Here is an 18,871-nt window from a genome sequence, read left to right on the forward strand (position 1 = left end):
CGGTACTCAGGCTATGCCCGCCCACGGGCACGTCGCGCTGTGGGCGGGCACAACGTCAGGTGAACTTTCTGTCGGGCGCCGGGGGTCAGGCCCGTAGGGCGTGGGTCCGCGGGCGCACCGGAGCGGGCAGCTCGGTGCCGCCCGCCAGGTACTCGTCCACCGCGGCGGCCGCGGCGCGGCCCTCCGCGATGGCCCACACGATGAGGGACTGCCCGCGGCCCGCGTCACCGGCCACGAAAACTCCCGGCAGACTCGCAGCGTAGTCCTCCCCGCGCGCCACCAGACCCCGGTCCGTGATCTCGATGCCCGTCTGCTCCTCGAGCGGCTGCGTCTCCGGCCCGGTGAAGCCCATCGCGATCAGGACCAGATCGGCCGGGAGCTCCCGCTCGGTGCCCGCCCTGGGCACACGGCGCCCGTCCGGCAGGTACTCCGTCTCGGCGACGCGGAGAGAGCGCACGCGGCCCTCGCCGTCGTCGGTGAAGCCGACGGTCGAGGCGAGGTAGGTTCGCTCACCGCCCTCCTCGTGGGAGGTGGAGACCTCGAACAGGATCGGGTCGGTGGGCCACGGCTGGCCCTCCGGACGCTCGACCGGCGGCTTGCGCCCGATCGCGAGCGTCGTGACGCTCGCGGCGCCCTGACGCAGCGCGGTGCCGACGCAGTCGGAGCCGGTGTCCCCACCGCCGATGACGACCACGTGCTTGCCGGCGGCCGACGGCGCGCCCTCGGGCAGCGGGGGCAGCTCACCGTCGTCGCCGGCCTGCGCGACGACGTGGTTCTGCGGCGTGAGGAAGTCCATCGCGAAGTGCACGCCGTCCAGCTCCCGGCCCGGCAGGGGCAGGTCCCGCGGGACGGTCGCACCCGTGGCGACGACGACCGCGTCGAACCGGCGGCGCAACGCGTCCCACGAGATGTCCCGGCCGATCTCCACGCCGGGCCGGAAGCGCGTGCCCTCCGCCTCCATCTGGGCCAGACGGCGGTCGATGTGCCACTTCTCCAGCTTGAAGTCCGGGATGCCGTAGCGCAGCAGGCCGCCGATCGCGTCGTCCCGCTCGTACACGACGACCGTGTGACCGGCGCGTGTGAGCTGCTGCGCCGCGGCGAGACCGGCAGGACCGGAGCCGACGACGGCGACCGTGGAGTCGGTGAGCCGCTCGGGCACGTGCGGCGTGACGAGGCCGCGCGCGAACGCCTCGTCGATGATCGACACCTCGACGTTCTTGATCGTCACCGCCGGCTGGTTGATGCCCAGCACGCACGAGGTCTCGCACGGTGCGGGGCACACGCGGCCGGTGAACTCCGGGAAGTTGTTCGTCGCGTGCAGCCGGTCGATGGCATCGGCCCACTGGCCGCGCCACACGAGGTCGTTCCACTCCGGGATGAGGTTGCCCAGCGGGCAGCCCTGGTGGCAGAACGGGATGCCGCAGTCCATGCAGCGCCCGGCCTGCTCCTTGAGGAACGGCTGGCCGTCCACGCGCACGTCGTGCGTGTCCTTCCAGTCCAGCAGCCGCACCGCGACAGGACGGTTCGGCGGGAGCTCCCGCTCCCGCACCTTCAGAAACCCACGCGGGTCAGCCACGAGCCACCTCCATGATCCGGTCCCACTGCGCGGGGTCCCACTCGTTCTCGTCCAGATGATGCGTCGCCAGCGCCTGGCGCACGCGGGCCCAGCCGGGCGGCAGGATCCGCGTGAAGCGCGTCCGGGCGTCCGGGTCCTCCAGCAGCTCGCCCGCGACGAGCGAGCCGGTCTCGGCCCGGTGCCGCTCCAGCAGGCCGCGCACGGTGTCCCAGTCGTCGTCGTCGAGCGGCGCGACCGACAGCTCGCCCGAGGCGAGCGCGGCGGCGTTCGTCGCGCCGTCGCGCAGGTTCAGCACGTAGGCGATGCCGCCGGACATGCCGGCGCCGACGTTCCGGCCGGTCGGGCCCAGCACCAGCACGGTGCCGCCCGTCATGTACTCGCAGGCGTGGTCGCCCACGCCCTCGGTGACCAGCGTGGCGCCGGAGTTGCGCACGCCGAAGCGCTCACCGACCCGGCCACGCAGGAAGATCTCGCCGGACGTGGCACCGTAGCCGATGACGTTGCCGGCGATGACGTTCGCCGCGCCGTCGAGCACCGCCGCCCGGTCGGGCCGCACCACGATGCGGCCGCCGGAGAGCCCCTTGCCGAGGTAGTCGTTCGCGTCCCCGTAGAGGCGCAGCGTGACGCCGGGCGGGAGGAACGCGCCGCACGACTGGCCGGCCGATCCCGTGAGGGTGACGTCGATCGTGCCGTCCGGCAGCCCGTCGCCTCCGTAGCGCCTGGTCACCTCGTGCCCGAGCAACGTGCCGACCGTGCGGTTCACGTTCCGCACCGGCAGTTCGACCGTCACAGGCTCGCCACGTTCCAGGGCGGGCCCGGCGGCGGCGATCAGCTGGTTGTCGAGAGCGCGGTCCAGGCCGTGGTCCTGGTCCTGCGTGCGGTGCAGCGCCGAGCCGGCGGGCGGCTCGATGCGCTCCAGGACCGGGCCGAGGTCGAGGCCCTGCGCCTTCCAGTGGTCCACGGCCTTGCGGGTGTCCAGCACCTGCACGTGGCCGACCGCCTCCTCGAGGGAGCGGAATCCGAGCGCGGCGAGATGCTCACGGACCTCCTGGGCGATGAACTCGAAGAAGTTCACGACGAACTCCGGCTTGCCCGTGAACCGCCTGCGCAGCTCGGGGTTCTGCGTCGCCACGCCCACCGGGCACGTGTCCAGGTGGCAGACCCGCATCATGACGCAGCCGGACACCACCATCGGCGCCGTGGCGAAGCCGTACTCCTCCGCACCCAGCAGCGCGGCCACGACGACGTCACGGCCGGTCTTCATCTGACCGTCCACCTGCACGGTGATGCGGTCGCGCAGGTTGTTCAGCACGAGGGTCTGCTGGGTCTCGGCCAGGCCGATCTCCCACGGCGTCCCCGCGTGCTTGAGCGACGTCAGCGGTGACGCTCCCGTGCCGCCGTCGTGCCCCGAGATGAGGACGACGTCCGCGCGCGCCTTCGAGACGCCCGTGGCGACGGTGCCCACGCCGAACTCGCTCACGAGCTTGACGTGGATCCGCGCGGCCGGGTTGGCGTTCTTCGCGTCGTGGATGAGCTGCTTGAGGTCCTCGATCGAGTAGATGTCGTGGTGCGGCGGCGGCGAGATGAGCCCGACCCCGGGCGTCGAGTGGCGGGTGCGCGCCACCCACGGGTACACCTTGTTCCCGGGCAGCTGCCCGCCCTCACCGGGCTTGGCGCCCTGGGCGAGCTTGATCTGGATGTCGTCGGCGTTGGTGAGGTACTCCGACGTCACCCCGAAGCGGCCCGAGGCGATCTGCTTGACCCGGCTGCGACGCTCCGGGTCGTAGAGCCGCTCGGGGTTCTCCCCGCCCTCACCCGTGTTGGAACGGCCGCCGAGGCGGTTCATCGCGATCGCGAGCGTCTCGTGCGCCTCGGCGGAGATGGAACCGTAGGACATCGCCCCGGTGTTGAACCGCTTGACGATCTCGGACACGGGCTCGACCTCGTCGATCGGCACCGGCTCGCGGTCCGGGCTGAACCGCAGGAGGCCGCGCAGCGTCATGAGCCGCTGGGACTGTTCGTCCACCCGCCGCGTGTACTGGCGGAAGACGTCCATCCGGCCCTCACGCGTGGAGTGCTGCAGCCGGAACACGGTCTCCGGGTCGAAGAGGTGCTCCTCGCCGTCGCGGCGCCACTGGTACTCGCCGCCCGTGGTGAGCCGGTCCGCGGGGCTCCGGTTGCCCGAACGGGGGTAGGCCTCGGCGTGCCGCGCGGCCGTCTCGGCGGCGATGACGTCGAGCCCGATGCCGCCCAGCCGCGACGTCGTGCCGGTGAAGTAGTCCTCGACGAGCTCGTGCGAGAGCCCGACGGCCTCGAAGATCTGCGCGCCGCGGTACGACATGATCGTCGAGATGCCCATCTTGGACATCACCTTGAGCACGCCCTTGCCGAGCGCCTTGATGAGGTTCGCGACCGCGGCCTCGGGCGCGACGCCGAGGTAGCCGCGCAGGGCGAGGTCCTCCACGGTCTCCATCGCGAGGTACGGGTTGACCGCGGCGGCGCCGTACCCGATGAGGAGCGCGACGTGGTGCACCTCGCGCACGTCCCCGGCCTCCACGACGAGCGAGACCCGGGTGCGGGTGTGCTTGCGCACCAGGTGGTGGTGCACCGCGCTGGTGAGCAGGAGCGACGGGATCGGGGCGAGCTCGGCGGTGGAGTGCCGGTCGGACAGCACGATGAAGCTCGCGCCGGCCTCCACGTGGGCGTCGACCTCGGCGAAGATCTCCTCGAGGCGGGCGTGCAGCGCCGCTCCCCCGCCGGACACGTCGTACAGGCCGCGCACGACCTCGCTGCGGAAGATGCCCTCGAGGTTCGGGTCGCGGTCGACGTGCACGATCTTGGCGAGCTTGTCGTTGTCGAGCACGGGGAAGCCGACGACGAGCTTGCGCGCGTGCTCCGGCAGGTCGGCGAGCAGGTTGGGCTCGGGGCCGATGGCGCTGCCGATCGACGTCACCAGCTCCTCGCGGATGGCGTCCAGCGGCGGGTTGGTCACCTGCGCGAACATCTGCGTGAAGTAGTCGAACAGCAGGCGCGGTCGCTGCGAGAGCACCGCGATCGGGGTGTCCGACCCCATGGCGCCGAGCGGTTCGGCACCCGACGACGCCATCGGCGTCAGGAGGATCTTCAGCTCCTCCTCGGTGTAGCCGAAGGCACGCTGGCGACGGCGCACGGACGCCGTGCTGTGTGCGACGTGCTCCCGCTCGGGCAGGTCGTCGAGGTGCACGGAGTGCTCGTCGATCCACTGGCGGTAGGGATGCCGGGTGGCGAGGCCGGTCTTGACCTCGTCGTCCTCCACGATCCGGCCCGAACCGGTGTCGACCAGGAACATCTTGCCGGGCTCGAGGCGGCCCTTGCGCACCACCGAGGCGGGGTCGATGTCGAGCACGCCCGCCTCGGACGCGAGGACCACGAGGCCGTCGTCGGTCACCCAGAACCGGCCCGGGCGCAGGCCGTTGCGGTCCAGCACCGCGCCGATCAGCTCGCCGTCGGTGAACGTCAGCGCCGCCGGGCCGTCCCAGGGCTCGATGAGGTTGGCGTTGTACTCGTAGAACGCGCGCCGGTCGGCGTCCATCTCGGTGTGGTTCTCCCACGCCTCGGGCACCATCATCAGCACGGCGTGCGGCAGGGAGCGGCCCGACAGGTGCAGGAGCTCCAGGACCTCGTCGAAGCTCGCCGAGTCGCTGGCGCCGGGCGAGCACACCGGGCGCAGCTGGTCGAAGTCGCCGAGCACGTCCGAGGCCATGGTGCCCTCACGGGCGGCGACCCAGTTGCGGTTGCCCCGCACGGTGTTGATCTCGCCGTTGTGGGCGATCGTGCGGAACGGCTGGGCGAGCGGCCACGAGGGGAACGTGTTCGTGGAGAAGCGCGAGTGCACGAGCGCGATCTCGGTCGCGTACCGCGGGTCCTGGAGGTCGCCGAAGAACGGCTCGAGCTGCGCGGTCGTGAGCATGCCCTTGTACGTGACCGTGCGCGCCGAGAGCGACGCGAAGTACAGGTCGAGCTCCCGCTCGGCGCGCTTGCGCAGGCGGTAGCAGCGGCGGTCGAGCTCGATGCCGCCCAGTTCGCGGGACGGGTCGGCCACCACGAGCTGGCGGAAGACGGGCATGGTGGCACGAGCCGTGGGACCCACCATCGAGGCGTCGACCGGCACGTCCCGCCAGGACAGCACGTCGAGCTTCTCCTCGGCCGCCAGGGCCTCGACGCGGGCGACGACCTGGTCCCGCTCGGTCTGGTCCGTCGGCAGGAACGCCGTCCCGATGGCGTACCGGCCGGCGGGGGGCAGCTCCGCGTCCACGACGTCGCGCAGGAACGCGTCGGGGATCTGCGTCAGGATGCCGGCACCGTCACCGGTGTCCTCCTCCGCGCCCACGGCGCCGCGGTGGTCGAGGTTCAGCAGGGCGGTCAGACCGGCGTCCACGATGTCGCGTCCGGGCGTGCCGCGGAGCGTGGCGACGAACGCCACACCGCAGGCATCGTGCTCCGCGGACGGGTCGTAGAGCCCTCGGGCTTCGGTCCGGTGCAACGGCATGGTCATGGATCCTCACAGACGTCCGGGCACGCCGGACGCACATCGAACTGGTACCGGGGCGCCGTCGGCCCGGAATCGGACTGGGCGCGCGACCGATGGGTGGTCGGTCCTTCACGCCCTTCGCATGGTCTCGGGTTCCGGTCCGGTGGTGGCCGGATCCGATCCCCGTTCCACCGATTCCTCCCGCTGAGGGAACCGGCGTGCCAGGACTGCCGAGACTGCCAGAGCCACCAGGCCCAGGACCACCGACGTCCAGACATTGAGCCGGAGACCCAGGAGGATCTCCGTCTCGTCGATCCGCATCATCTCGATCCAGACCCGGCCGAGAGTGTAGAGCACGGCGTACGCCCAGAATACTCGGCCATGACCGAACTTGAACCGCCGGTCGAGGAAAAGCAGAAGTCCGGCCGCCGCGAGATACCACAGGATCTCGTACAGGAAGGTCGGATGGAAGGTGGTTCCCTCGGGGTACGGCACTCCCGTGGCCGGGTTCGTCACGAGGTGCTCGCGCGTGACCTCGAGAGCCCACGGGAGGTCGGTGGGCCGGCCGTAGAGCTCCTGGTTGAACCAGCTGCCGAGCCGTCCGACGGCCTGCCCGAGGAGCAGGCCGGGGGCCACCGCGTCCGCGAACGAGGAGAGCCTCAGGCCGAGCGTGCGGCACCCGATCCACGCGCCCAGCGCGCCGAAGGCCAGCGCACCGTAGAACGACAGGCCACCCTCCCAGACGCGCAGCGCGGCGAGGGGGTCGGCACCGGGCCCGAAGTAGTCGCCGGGCAAGGACAGCACATGGTAGACCCGCGCGCCCACGAGACCGAAGGGCACCGTCCAGAAGACGAGGTCGAGGACGTCCCACGGGTCACCGCCGCGCGCCCGCCAGCGCACCATCGTCACCCAGGCCGCGACGGCGATCCCGGCCAGCAGCGCCACGGCGTACGCCCGGACCGGGACGACGCCCAGGTACCAGGTGTGCTCCGGCGGGCTGGGCAGGCTCGCGGGAAGCCACGACGGGATCACGTACGCTCCGGGGTGCTCGGCGGCGGGTCAGTGCGCGCCGTGCGCGGCACGTGCCGACCGTACCCCGGAAGCCAGGTCACGCGTGACCTCGGCCAGGTTCCTGAGACGTTCCTCCCACGGATCGTCACCCAGCAGGCGACGCACGAGGGCCGACCCGACGATCACGCCGTCGGCCCAGCGCCCCACCTCGGCGGCCTGCGCCCCCGTCGAGACGCCGATCCCCACGCACACGTGCTCCGCGCCCGCCGCCCGGGTATCGGTCACCAGGCGCTCGGCCCGGTCTCCCACCTTGGCCCGCACTCCCGTGACACCCATGAGCGACGCGGCGTAGACGAAGCCGCGCGAGGCGCGGGCGGTGAGCGCCAGCCGGTCCGGCGTGGAACTCGGCGCGACGAGGAACACCCGGTCCAGGCCGAGCTCGTCGCTCGCGGCGATCCAGTCGCCCGCCTCGTCGGGGATGAGGTCCGGCGTGATGAGCCCGGAGCCGCCCGCGGCGGCCAGATCCGTCGCGAAGTCCCGGACGCCGTACCGCAGCACCGGGTTCCAGTACGTCATCACCAGCACGGCGACGTGCGGCGCATGCTCCCGGATCCGCCGCACCGCCTCGAAGACATGGGTGACGCGGACGCCGCCGTCCAGCGCCACCTGGGCGGCCTCCTGGACGACGAGGCCGTCCATCACCGGGTCGGAGTAGGGGATCCCCAGCTCGATGACGTCCACGCCGTTGTCCGTGAGCGTCAGCAACGCCTCGACGGACCGCTCCACGTCCGGGAAGCCGACGGGAAGGTAGCCGACCAGGGCCGGCCGGTTCTCCTCGTCCCGCAGGCGGGCGATCAGGTCGCCGGACCGCGGCGCGACATCCGTCGCGCGCCCCGGCTCGGCCGCCGGCGCACTTGTCGAGACCATCACCCTCGTCCTTCCATCTTCTCGAGTTCCTGTGCCGCCACGCCGTCGTCCAGCAGCCCGAACCACCGTGCGGCCGTGGCCACGTCCTTGTCACCGCGACCGGACAGGTTCACCAGGACCGTGTACGGCGCGCCGTCGGGGCCCGTCCGGGCCTCGGCCACCGCACGCCGGCCCAGCTTCAGGGCACCGGCCAGCGCGTGCGCGGACTCGATGGCGGGGATGATGCCCTCGGTGCGGCACAGGAGGCGGAACGCCTCCATCGCCTCGTCGTCGGTCACGGGCTCGTACTCGGCCCGGCCCAGGTCGTGCAGCCAGGAGTGCGCCGGTCCGACGCTCGGGTAGTCGAGCCCTGCCGACACCGAGTGGCTCGGGCGTGTCTGCCCGTCGTCGTCCTGCAACAGGTAGGAGCGGGCGCCGTGCAGCACGCCGGGCGAGCCACCGGAGAACCGTGCGGCGTGCCGCCCGGACTCGACCCCCTCGCCGCCGGCCTCGAAGCCGTACAGGGCCACGCCCTCGTCGTCGAGGAAGGCGTTGAAGATGCCGAGCGCGTTCGACCCGCCGCCGACGCAGGCCGCGACCGCGTCGGGCAGCCGGCCGGTGCGCTCCAGCACCTGCCCGCGCGCCTCCTCGCCGATGATGCGGTGGAACTGCCGCACCATCTCCGGGAACGGGTGGGGCCCGGTGACCGTGCCCAGCACGTAGTGGGTGTGCTCGACGTTCGTGACCCAGTCCCGGAGCGCCTCGTTGATCGCGTCCTTCAGCGTGCGGGTCCCGGCCGTGACGGGCACCACCTCGGCACCGAGGAGCCGCATCCGGGCGACGTTCAGCGCCTGCCGGCGTGTGTCCTCCTCGCCCATGTAGATGACGCACTCCAGGTCCATCAGGGCCGCGGCGGTCGCCGTCGCGACGCCGTGCTGCCCCGCCCCGGTCTCGGCGATCACTCGACGCTTGCCCATGCGCTTGACCAGGAGCGCCTGCCCCAGCACGTTGTTGATCTTGTGCGAGCCGGTGTGGTTCAGGTCCTCGCGCTTGAGGAGCACGCGCACGCTCCCCGGGGCGCCGTCACCGGTGGCGTGCGCGGCGAACCGCGGTACCTCGGTCAACGGGCTCGGACGGCCGGTGTACTCGCGGTGCAGCCGGGCGAGCTCGGCGCCGAACGCCGGGTCCCCGGCGGCCTTCGCGTACTCGGTCTCGAGCTCGTCGAGGGCCGCGATGAGCGCCTCCGGCACGAACCGGCCGCCGAACTCACCGAAGTACGGCCCGGTCACGTCCGCCAGGCGTTCGGCCAGGCTCATGGGTCTCTCCTTTGCGGTGCTGCGTTCTCGTCGTTCTCGTCACCCTCGTCGCCGACGACGGCGGTCGCGGCCGTCTCCGTGCGGGACGGTGCCGTCCGAGGTCATGGGTGGCCGCCTCACGACGGCCGCACCGAGCGCAGCGAGGGATGCGCGCCCGCGGCCACGAGGTCCGCCACCGAGGCGCGGGGCGCCTCGCCGGTCACGAGGGCCTCCCCCACGAGGACGGCGTCCGCCCCGGCCCGTGCCATCTCCATGACGTCCCGCGGACCGCCGATGCCCGACTCCGCGATCCGCACCACGTCGTCCGGGACGTACGGGGCGAGCCGCTGGAACACCGTCATGTCGATCTCGAGGGTCTTGAGGTTGCGGTGGTTGATGCCCACCACGCGGGCCCCGGCGTCCAGCGCGCGCCGCACCTCCTCCAGGTCGTGCGCCTCGACCAGTGCCGTCATGCCGAGCGAGTGCACGCGCTCGACGAGCGACGTCAGCACCGTCTGCTCGAGCGCGGCCACGATCAGGAGAACGATGTCGGCCCCGTGGGCGCGGGCCTCCCACACCTGGTACGGGGTGACGACGAAGTCCTTGCGCAGGACGGGTACGTCCACCCGGGCCCGCACGTCGTCCAGGTCCGCCAGCGACCCGGAGAACCGGCGCTGCTCCGTGAGCACGGAGATCGCCGCCGCGCCGCCCTGCGCGTACTCGACCGCGAGCGCCGCCGGGTCGGTGATGGGGGCGAGCGATCCCTTGGACGGGCTGGACCGTTTCACCTCGGCGATGACGGCCACGGCCTCGGGGTCCTTGAGGCGGCCGACGGCGTCGAGGGCGCCGGGGACGCGCTGCGCCTTCTCCTTGAGGTCGTCGAGCGGCGTGCGCGCCTCACGCTCCGCGAGGTCCTCGAGGACCCCTGCGACGATGTCGTCCAGGACCGCCATACGTGTGCCTCCCGTGCGCTTGCCTGAGCTGCGGTGTCCGCTCCGCGGTTCATCGTAGGACGTCGCGGACGGTGTCCCGGCCACCTGCCACCTGTCGGGACGGGTGTGCGCTCCCAGCATGGACCATGCGGACCATCCGGGCAGCCCGGGGCGGTCGGCGCGGCGTCGCCTCCGGTCCGGCTCCGCCCGGTCGGACGGGGTCCTGGGGCGGCCGGGCGACCGCGATGACCCGGTTCAGAGCCAGGGAGTGAGGGTCGGGGCCAGCGGCGGCAGGTTGCGCAGGATGCCGAACACCACCAGGGATCCCAGCAGCGCCCACGGCGTCCAGGACGGGAGGCGCGGGCCCGGCAGGCCACGGACCCTGCGGGCGAACCAGACCGCCCACCACACCACCAGCGCCGGAGCCAGCAGCACCCAGAGCGGGTTCATCGCCCAGGCGCCCGCCAGGTCGAGATGCGCCAGCTCGTACGTTCCGCGCAGGCCGCCGCACAACGGGCACGCCCAGCCGGTGAGCAGCAGCAGGGGGCAGAAGCCGTAGCTGAGCGGTTCGTGCGGGGTTCGCGATGCCACGAGCACCGTCCCCGCGCCGACCGTGGCCGCGGTCACCAGGGGCGCTCGCAGACCACGTCGGCGCGTCACCGGGCCGCCGCCCGCGGGGCCCGGCAGCCGATCGTCCCGGCCGGGCGCGAGGGCCGCGGTCGGTTCCGTCATGTGCCGTTCGCCACCATGAGGTAGGCGACGACACCGGCGCCGACCACCGTCAGGGCCACCGACGCCCAGCCCAGCAGCACGCCCGCCATCGCGACACCCTCGTTGTCGGCCTCACCGGCGCGGACCGCCCGGCGGCCGTCGTTGCCGACGAGGATCGCGGGGATGCCGGTCAGCACGCCGAGGAACAGCAGGAACGACGCACCGCCGAGCACGAGGGACCAGACGCCCAGCGAGTTGCGTGCCCGGCCGGGCGCCGCCGCGCTCATCGCTGCCCCAGGCCCATTCCCCTGAGCACGCCGCCCACGACCACGCTGCCCGCGCAGACCACCAGGCCGGCCCAGAACATCCAGAACGCACCGTCGACGACGACGCCCGCGGTCGAGACGAGTGCACCGACCATGATGCCGGTCATCGTGACCCATGCGGCCACCGTGTGCCCGTGGTTGTCCGGCGGGATCGTCTCCGGCAGGTAGGCGACCTCGGCGGCTGCGGGCTGGTTCTCGGTCATCGTGGTGTGGTGCCTTTCGACGTCAGGATCTCGGACGGCCGTGCCGCCCGGGACCAGCCTAACGGTCATCCCGCGTCGGGTCCTCGCCACGGGTGAGGGCGTCCCAGTCGTCGGCGGGGTCGGGTTCGTTCCGCGGCGGCACCGGCCCGGCGGGCGCGCTCGCCGGGCCGGCTGGTCGCGGCCCGGACGCCCCGGGGCCGACGGGCCGGGACTCGCCCCGCGCGGGATCCCGTTCGTGGCGGCGGGACGCCGCCGGCCAGCGCCGGGCGGAGAACGCCGCGGCGACCGCCACCAGAACGGCGAGCGCACCCGCGACCGCCGTCGTCCACGGCCACGGGGACAGGCCGACCGGGCCGGCCAGCTCGGTGACGCCGGCGGTCGCGGCGGCCGCGGCCGTTCCCGCGGCGGACGGGTCGGCGACGACGGCGAGCGCGCCTGCGGCCACGCCGGCCCCCGACAGGGCGGCGACCACGAGGACGACGTACCGGCCGGCCGGGCCCGTCAGCGCGAGCGCGGGCCCGCAGGCGAGCAGCACCAGCGCGGCGGCGCCCACGACGGGTGCGGCCTCGGCACCCGTGGCCACGACGGGGACGTCGGGACGCAGGGCGGTCGCCACCTCGGTGCTCACCCACGTGGCGGATGCCGTCGCGAGAGCGGTGCCACCGAGCGCGAGCAGTGCGAGCAGGGCACGGGTGCGAGTGAGCGAGGTGCGCGGGTTCGAGCTCGTCGACCGGCTCATGCCTGGCGGAACCTCGCGGCGAGCTGGACGGCGCGCACGGCGGCGGCCGCCTTGTTGCGCGACTCCTCGTACTCGAGCCGGGGGACGGAGTCGGCGACGATGCCGGCGCCGGCCTGCACGTGGGCGCGCCCGCCGGCGATCATCGCGGTGCGGATGGCGATCGCCATGTCCATGTCGCCGTCGAAGTCGAAGTAGCCGACGGTGCCGCCGTAGATGCCGCGCGAGGCGGGTTCGAGCTCGTCGATGAGGGCGATCGCCCGGGGCTTCGGCGCACCGGAGAGGGTTCCGGCGGGGAACGTGGCGCGCAGCGCGTCCAGCGCGGTGGCCGCCCCCCGCAGCCGGCCCACCACCGTGGAGCACAGGTGCATGATGTGGCTGAAGCGGCGCACCCGCATGAACTCCACGACCTCCACGGACGTGGGTTCGCAGACCTTGACGAGGTCGTTGCGGGACAGGTCGACGAGCATGAGGTGCTCGGCGCGTTCCTTCGGGTCGGCGAGCAGTTCCTCGCCGAGGGCCACGTCCTCCTCGGGGTGGGTGCCGCGGGGGCGGGATCCGGCGATCGGGTAGGTGGTGACGTGGCCGTCGCTCACCTTGACCAGCGTCTCGGGGCTGGAACCGACGACGGCGACCGGCCGGGCACCGGCGTCCTGCAGCCGGAAGTAGTACATGTACGGGCTCGGGTTGATCGTGCGCAGGGCGCGGTACACGTCCAGCGGGTCCGCCGGGCAGTCCAGGTCGAGGCGCTGGGAGAGGACCACCTGGAACACCTCGCCGTCGCGGATCGCCTCCTTGGCCGCGGCCACGGCTGCCTCGAAGTCCTCCCGGGTGGAGCGGAACTCCAGGGCGGGTTCGGTGACGGCCTGCTCTCCCGGGACGGCCGGGGCCAGGACGGTGGTGACCGGCGTCGTCCCGGCGGCGAGACGCGCCTGCATCGCGTCGAGCCGCGCGACGGCGTCGGCATGGGCCTCGTCGACGCGGTGGGCGGTGTCGTCCCCGTTGATCGCGTTGGCGACGAGCCACACCGTGCCTTCCCGGTGGTCGACCACGGCGAGGTCGGTGGCCAGGCAGAGGGCCAGTTCGGGAGCGTGCAGCTCGTCGGGGGCACCGGCCGGCAGCGTGGGTTCCCAGTGCCGGACGACGTCCCAGCCGAGCGACCCGGCCAGGCCGCCCGTGAAGGGCGGCAGGTTCGCCAGGCGCGGCGTGCGCAGGGCCTCGAGGGTGGCCTGGACGACGTCGAGCACGTCACCGTCGGTGGGGATGCCCACGGGGACGTCCCCGGTCCAGTGCGCGCGGCCTCCGGACGACGTCAGCAGGGCACGGGACGCCACGCCGACGAACGACCACCGGGACCACTCCCCCGTCGCCTCGGCGGACTCCATGATGAACGAGCCGGCGCCAGCAGCGAGCGTGCGGTAGAGGCCGACGGGAGTGGTGTCGTCGGCGAGAACCTTGCGGACCACCGGGATGACACGGCGGTCGGGAGCCAGCGCCCGGAAGTCGGCGAGACCGGGCCAGGTGTCGCCCCAGGCGAGGTCGGCGGGGGCGCCGCCGGGGACGGCGGTAGGGGCCGAGGCGGGTGCGGAGGTGGTGGTCGGCTGGGTCACCGGTCGGCCTCCTCCAGGGTGTCCGCGGTCCCCGCCGCGGCTTCGGCCGTCGCCGGCCGCGAACGGCCCGCGACCACCGCGCCGAGGTCGCCACCCGCCTCGAAGCACGTGCGGGCACCCGTGTGGCACGCGGCGCCGACCTGGTCGACCTGGACCAGCAGGGCGTCGCCGTCGCAGTCGATGTCGACCGACCGCACGTACTGCACGTGCCCCGAGGTGTCGCCCTTGCGCCAGTACTCTCCGCGCGAGCGTGACCAGAACGTCACGCGGCCGGAGGTCAGGGTGCGGCGCACCGCCTCGTCGTCCATCCAGCCGAGCATGAGCACCTCGCGGGTGTCGTGCTGCTGGACGATCGCGGCCACGAGGCCGGCGTCGTCCCGCTTGAGCCGGTCGGCGACCTCGGGGTCGAGCCCGGGGCTTGCGTCATTCTCGGAGCTGGAACCTTGCACAGGAGAATCCTGCCACCTACGACGGCATGAGGCTGCGGTCGCGTGTGCGGTACCGCAGCAGGTCGCCGTCGAACACGACGCGGCCGGGCAGGGAGAGCAGCGTCTGGGGCCGTACCTGGCCGCGCGGGACGCGGAGATCGCACACGCCGGCCTGGTACAGGACGTGGTACACGAACTCGGAGCAGAAGAACCGGTAGGCGTCCTCCCGGGTGCGGCCGGTCACATGGTCCAGCAGACCGGCGAAGTTGTACCGGTAGCGGTGCCCGTCCAGCAGGAAGGCCTCCACCTGCGCCCGGATCGCGTCGTGCTGCACGGGTGTGACCGGTACCTCGAGCACCAGGCCCGGCAGGCTGCCCAGGCGCTCGTACAGCGGGTCGTCCAGCCGCTCACGCCGGAAGCAGCCCGACAGCGGGTTGGCCGGGCTGCGCCGCCCGAAGCCGAACATGTACTCCAGGCCCGGATCGAGGGCCAGCGCGGCATGGGTGAGCCGATCCCCGGTCACGACGCCGATGAGCCGGGACGGCACCGTGCTGCTCCGGGACAGCACCACGTACACCGCGCGCCGCGGGCGGCCGAGTCCGCGCAGGGCCTGGGGGCCACCGGGAGAAACGGGCGTTGCCGCGCTACGGGGGATGTCGATGACGCTCACGCGCAGACGCTAGCCTGAGCATCGCCTCACTGACCAGGCGGTACACCGAAAATCCGGGTCTCTTCGGGGATAACCCCCAGCCGAGGCGCTCGCGCCCGGGCGGCGTCGCGGGGCGGACGGCCGGCTCCGGCTGCCCGCCCCGCGCCGGTCAGCGAGTCTGCGCCACCCAGCTCGCGTGCATGCGCGAGTAGATCCCGCCGGCCGCCACCAGCTCGGCGTGCGGGCCGGTCTCGACGATCTCACCGGCGTCGACGACCACCACGAGGTCTGCCGCCTCCGCCGTCGACAGCCGGTGCGCGATCGTGATCGTCGACCGGCCGGCCGTCAGGGAGTCGAGCGCGCGGGCGATCCGCACCTCCGCCGCCGGGTCGACGGCGGACGTCGCCTCGTCGAGGACGAGCAGGTCCGGCGCCGCGAGAAAGGCGCGTGCGATCGCGACGAGCTGTCGCTCCCCCGCGCTCAGCGCCTCCCCGCGCTGGCCGACCTGGGTGTCGAGCCCGTCCGGGAGCGTGTCGACCCAGTCCGTCAGCCCGAGCTCCGCGAACGCGCCCGCGACGACGGCGCGCTCCTCCTGGGGCGTGGCGGGTCCAGCGTCCGTCGCACCGCGCAGCCCGTACGCCGCGTTCTCCAGGACGGTCCCGTCGAACAGGAACCCCTCCTGCGGGACCAGCACGACCCGCTCGCGCAGGGAGGCGAAGGAGACCCGGCGCAGATCCGTGCCGTCGAGCTCGACCGCGCCCTCCACCGGGTCCATGAGCCGCGTGACGAGCTTGGCGATCGTCGTCTTGCCGGAGCCCGTCTGCCCGACGACCGCGACCTTGGTGCGCGCAGGGATGTCGAGCGACACGCCGTGCAGCACGTCGGGGCCGCCGGAGTAGGCGAACCGGACGTCGCGCAGGGTGACGCGTGCGGGGCCACGCGGCAGGTCGACGGCGTCGGGCGCCTCGGTCACCTCCACGGGCGTCTCGACGACCGCGATGACGCGGCGCCAGCCCGCCACCGCGTTCTGCATCTCGTTGAGGATCTCCGTACCCATCTGCACCGGCCCCGTGAACAGCTGCACGAGGAACAGGAACGCGACGATCTCGCCCGCGCTCAGCGCACCGCCGATGCCGAGCCAGGCACCCAGCACCACCACGACGGCCAGCACCAGGTTGGCGACGAACACTCCCGACGAGAACACGACCGCCACGAGCTCCATGGAGCGCCGCTGTGCCCGGCGGGTGGCCTCGACCGCCCCCGAGATGCGGCGCCCGGTCCGCTCGGACACCCCGTAGGCACGGACCGTCTCGGCCCCCACCACGGACTCGCTGATCGCCCCGAGCATCGCCCCGACCCGTTCCCGCACCAGGGTGTAGGCGGCGTTCACCTTACGCTGCCCCACGCGCATGAACAGGAACATCGGCACGAAGCAGACCCAGACCACGGCCGTCAGAACCGGTGAGTACCAGGCCATCAGCACCGTCGCGACCAGGATCTGCAGCACGCTGACCAGCAGCATGATCCCGCCCCACTGCACGAACAGCGAGATGGTGTCGACGTCGTTCGTCACGCGCGCCACGAGCGCGCCACGCCGCTCGGTGTTCTGCGTGAGGGTCGACAGGTCGTGCACGTGCCGGAAGGCGCGGGTGCGCAGCGTCGCCAGGCCGGCCTCCGTGGACCGGAACAGGCGGACGTTGACCAGGGCCGCGCACACCCCGGCCAGCACGAGGCCCACCGCGGCGAACGCCGCGAGGGCGACCACGCGTCCCGCGTCCGGACCACCCGAGGCGAGGATGCCGTCGTCGATGGTGCGTTGCACGGCCAGGGGCACGACCACCTTGCCGCCCGCCGCGAGCACCGCGAGGCCGAGGGTGATCCAGACCCCGTTCAGCATCTCCGGGGAGAGCTGGATGCCGCGGCGCAGCGTGGCGAGCACCCCGAGACCGCTCACCGACTCGATGCGCGCGCCGTTGGCGTCGAGGACGTCCTCGCGTGCCCCGGGCTCCGCCGTCGTCGTGCTCATCGGGCAGCCTCCTGCAGTTCGTCGTCGTGGCCGGCCTGGTCCGCGGCCTTCTCGCGGCGTTCCGCCTCGGCCTGGTAGGCCGTGGCGAGCTCCCGGTAGCCGGGGTCACGCGCCATGAGCTCGGCGTGCGGGCCGACGTCGACCACGCCGCCGTCGTCCAGGTGCACGACGGTGTCGGCGAGCGCGACGGAACTCATCCGGTAGGCGACCATGATCACGGTGGTGCCGGCGGCGTCCCCGCCCGGCACGGCGGACCGCTCGGCGAGGCCGCGCAGGATCGCTTGCTCGACGCGCGGGTCGACGGCGCTCGTGGCGTCGTCGAGCACGAGCAGGCGCGGGCGGCGCACCAGCGCGCGGGCGATGGCGAGGCGTTGGCGCTGCCCGCCGGAGAGGTTGGCGCCGCGCTCACCGAGCGGGGCGTCCAGGCCGTCGGGGTGGGCTCGGACCGTGTCGTCGAGCCGGGCGAGCCGCAGCGCCTCCCACACCTGTTCGTCCGACGGGGAGCCTTCCGCCCCGTGGTCCGCGAGGGTGATGTTGGCGCGGACGGAGTCCTCGAACACGAACGTGCTCTGCGTGACGAGGGAGACGTGCGCGGGGATCTCGCCGGCGGCGAGTTCACGGGCATCCGTCCCGTCGAGCAAAATGCGGCCGCGCGTGGGGTCGGAGAGCCGCGCGAGCAGTGACACGAGGGTGGTCTTGCCCGCGCCGGTGGGGCCGACGACGGCGACCGTCGCGCCGGCGGGGACGACCAGGTCCACGCCGTCGAGCAGCGTGCGCGTCCCCGGCTCCAGGCCGGTGGTCTCGACGTCGACGCCGACCTGCTCGAACCGCACACCGAGGCCGCCCTCCGACGTGGGCAGCCTCCGGGTGCCGTAGGTCAGTTCACCGCCGGCGTCCACGACCTCCGAGATCCGGTCGTAGCCGACGAGCGCGCGCGGGAGCTCGCCGAGCACCCAGCCGAACGCCATCAGGGGCACCGTCATCATCGTGAGCAGGTAGGCGGCGCTCACGACGTCACCTGCCTCGACGTCGCCCGTGGTGGCGCGCCAGGTACCGACCGCGAGCACGACCAGCGTGCCGACCGCGGGAAGGTTCTGGATGACCGGGTCGAAGATCGCGCGGACCACGCCGACGCGCACGTTGGCCGCGCGCAGGTCGCCGGCCGTGGCCGCGAACCGGTCCTCCTCCCGCGCCTCGGTGCCCAGGGCCTTGACCAGGAGCGCGGCCTCGAAGGACTCGTGCGCCACGTCGGCCACGTCCCCGCGCAGCTGCTGCGCGCGCGTGACGGCCGGCGACATGTACCGCTGGTAGATCGTGTTGGCCACGACCGTCACGGGGAAGATCACCAGGGCGGCCAGGGCGAGCCACGGATCGATCGAGAAGAGCATCACCACGGCGGTGACGATCATCACGACGACGCCGAGCGCGAAGGGCAGCGGGTTGAACACGCCGTTGGCGGCCTCGGCGTCCGAGGTGGTGTGGTTGAGGAGCTGGCCGGCCGGGTGCGCCCGGTGCCAGGAGACCGGCAGCCGCAGGTACTGGGTGGTCAGGGCGCTGCGATGGTCGGCGATGTTGTCCGCGAAGCCGTAGCCCGCCCACACGCGCCGGCCGGCCACCGACAGGGCGAGCGTGAGCGCGACGGCGCCGAGCACGGCGCCGGCGACCCAGATGCGGCCCCGTGCCGCCTCGTCCCCGGCGATCGCGGGGACGACGACCGCGTCGGTGGCCCAGCCCACGGCCCGGCTCACGCCCACCGTCATGGCCCCGAACAAGGCCGACGCCGACACGGCCAGGACGTAGGTGCCGGGGTGGGCGCGCATGCCGCGCCACATCAGCACGAGCGACCGACGCGTGCGCGAGCCCGCCAGGGTCATCGGACGGGGATGGCGTCCGGGCCGGTGGGTACCGTGAGCCGGGTCGCTGGTGGCGTCCGAGCGTGTGGCTCTGGGCGC

Annotated in this window: 15 protein-coding genes; all 15 read right to left on the reverse strand. The window is 73.1% G+C overall.

Going from position 1 to position 18,871, the window contains the following annotated elements; all coding sequences use genetic code 11:
• Positions 1 to 85: 85 nt before the first annotated feature.
• The 15 genes from J0911_RS15805 to J0911_RS15875 all read right to left on the reverse strand — a co-directional run bounded on the left by J0911_RS15805 (position 86) and on the right by J0911_RS15875 (position 18,793).
• Positions 86 to 1,576, reverse strand: coding sequence for a glutamate synthase subunit beta (locus tag J0911_RS15805; protein ID WP_207276427.1), 1,491 nt, complete (start codon positions 1,574 to 1,576; stop codon positions 86 to 88).
• Positions 1,569 to 6,110 (reverse strand): glutamate synthase large subunit, encoded by a 4,542-nt coding sequence (gltB, locus tag J0911_RS15810; RefSeq protein WP_207276428.1) that lies wholly within the window; start codon positions 6,108 to 6,110, stop codon positions 1,569 to 1,571. Before gltB ends, J0911_RS15805 begins: the two co-directional genes overlap by 8 nt.
• A 105-nt stretch (positions 6,111 to 6,215) precedes the next feature.
• A complete protein-coding gene (gene lgt, locus J0911_RS15815) occupies positions 6,216 to 7,118 on the reverse strand; it encodes a prolipoprotein diacylglyceryl transferase (protein WP_307865116.1) in 903 nt (300 codons plus the stop codon).
• 27 nt (positions 7,119 to 7,145) lie between these two features.
• Positions 7,146 to 8,024, reverse strand: coding sequence for a tryptophan synthase subunit alpha (gene trpA / locus J0911_RS15820; protein ID WP_207276429.1), 879 nt, complete (start codon positions 8,022 to 8,024; stop codon positions 7,146 to 7,148).
• Positions 8,024 to 9,319: a tryptophan synthase subunit beta gene (trpB, locus tag J0911_RS15825; protein WP_207276430.1), complete on the reverse strand. Its 1,296-nt coding sequence runs from the start codon at positions 9,317 to 9,319 to the stop codon at positions 8,024 to 8,026. The genes trpA and trpB overlap by 1 nt, the downstream gene beginning before the upstream one ends.
• Positions 9,320 to 9,435: 116 nt before the next feature.
• Positions 9,436 to 10,251 (reverse strand): indole-3-glycerol phosphate synthase TrpC, encoded by an 816-nt coding sequence (gene trpC / locus J0911_RS15830; protein WP_207276431.1) that lies wholly within the window; start codon positions 10,249 to 10,251, stop codon positions 9,436 to 9,438.
• Positions 10,252 to 10,485: 234 nt separating this feature from the next.
• Positions 10,486 to 10,962 carry a DUF2752 domain-containing protein gene (locus J0911_RS15835; RefSeq protein ID WP_207276432.1) on the reverse strand — a complete coding sequence of 159 codons (477 nt, stop codon included), beginning with the start codon at positions 10,960 to 10,962 and terminating at the stop codon, positions 10,486 to 10,488.
• Complete coding sequence (locus J0911_RS15840) at positions 10,959 to 11,228, reverse strand: DUF4190 domain-containing protein (RefSeq protein WP_207276433.1); 270 nt, start codon at positions 11,226 to 11,228, stop codon at positions 10,959 to 10,961. The genes J0911_RS15835 and J0911_RS15840 overlap by 4 nt, the downstream gene beginning before the upstream one ends.
• Positions 11,225 to 11,470, reverse strand: a complete 246-nt coding sequence (locus tag J0911_RS15845; protein ID WP_207276434.1) for an HGxxPAAW family protein — start codon at positions 11,468 to 11,470, stop codon at positions 11,225 to 11,227. The genes J0911_RS15840 and J0911_RS15845 overlap by 4 nt, the downstream gene beginning before the upstream one ends.
• A 58-nt stretch (positions 11,471 to 11,528) precedes the next feature.
• A complete protein-coding gene (locus J0911_RS15850; RefSeq protein ID WP_207276435.1) occupies positions 11,529 to 12,209 on the reverse strand; it encodes a Trp biosynthesis-associated membrane protein in 681 nt (226 codons plus the stop codon).
• Entirely contained in the window at positions 12,206 to 13,816 is a 1,611-nt protein-coding gene (locus tag J0911_RS15855; RefSeq protein ID WP_207276436.1) for an anthranilate synthase component I, read from the reverse strand. Before J0911_RS15855 ends, J0911_RS15850 begins: the two co-directional genes overlap by 4 nt.
• On the reverse strand, positions 13,813 to 14,265 hold the full coding sequence (gene hisI / locus J0911_RS15860) for a phosphoribosyl-AMP cyclohydrolase (RefSeq protein WP_207276437.1): 453 nt from the start codon (positions 14,263 to 14,265) through the stop codon (positions 13,813 to 13,815). The genes J0911_RS15855 and hisI overlap by 4 nt, the downstream gene beginning before the upstream one ends.
• Before the next feature lie 16 nt (positions 14,266 to 14,281).
• Positions 14,282 to 14,914, reverse strand: coding sequence for a hypothetical protein (locus J0911_RS15865; RefSeq protein ID WP_207276438.1), 633 nt, complete (start codon positions 14,912 to 14,914; stop codon positions 14,282 to 14,284).
• A 148-nt stretch (positions 14,915 to 15,062) separates the two neighbouring features.
• A complete protein-coding gene (locus tag J0911_RS15870) occupies positions 15,063 to 16,919 on the reverse strand; it encodes an ABC transporter ATP-binding protein (RefSeq protein ID WP_207276439.1) in 1,857 nt (618 codons plus the stop codon).
• Complete coding sequence (locus J0911_RS15875; RefSeq protein WP_207276440.1) at positions 16,916 to 18,793, reverse strand: ABC transporter ATP-binding protein; 1,878 nt, start codon at positions 18,791 to 18,793, stop codon at positions 16,916 to 16,918. The genes J0911_RS15870 and J0911_RS15875 overlap by 4 nt, the downstream gene beginning before the upstream one ends.
• Between the last annotated feature and the right edge of the window lie 78 nt (positions 18,794 to 18,871).

The sequence above is a fragment of the Myceligenerans salitolerans genome, assembly GCF_017349295.1.
GTDB lineage: Bacteria > Actinomycetota > Actinomycetes > Actinomycetales > Cellulomonadaceae > Myceligenerans > Myceligenerans salitolerans.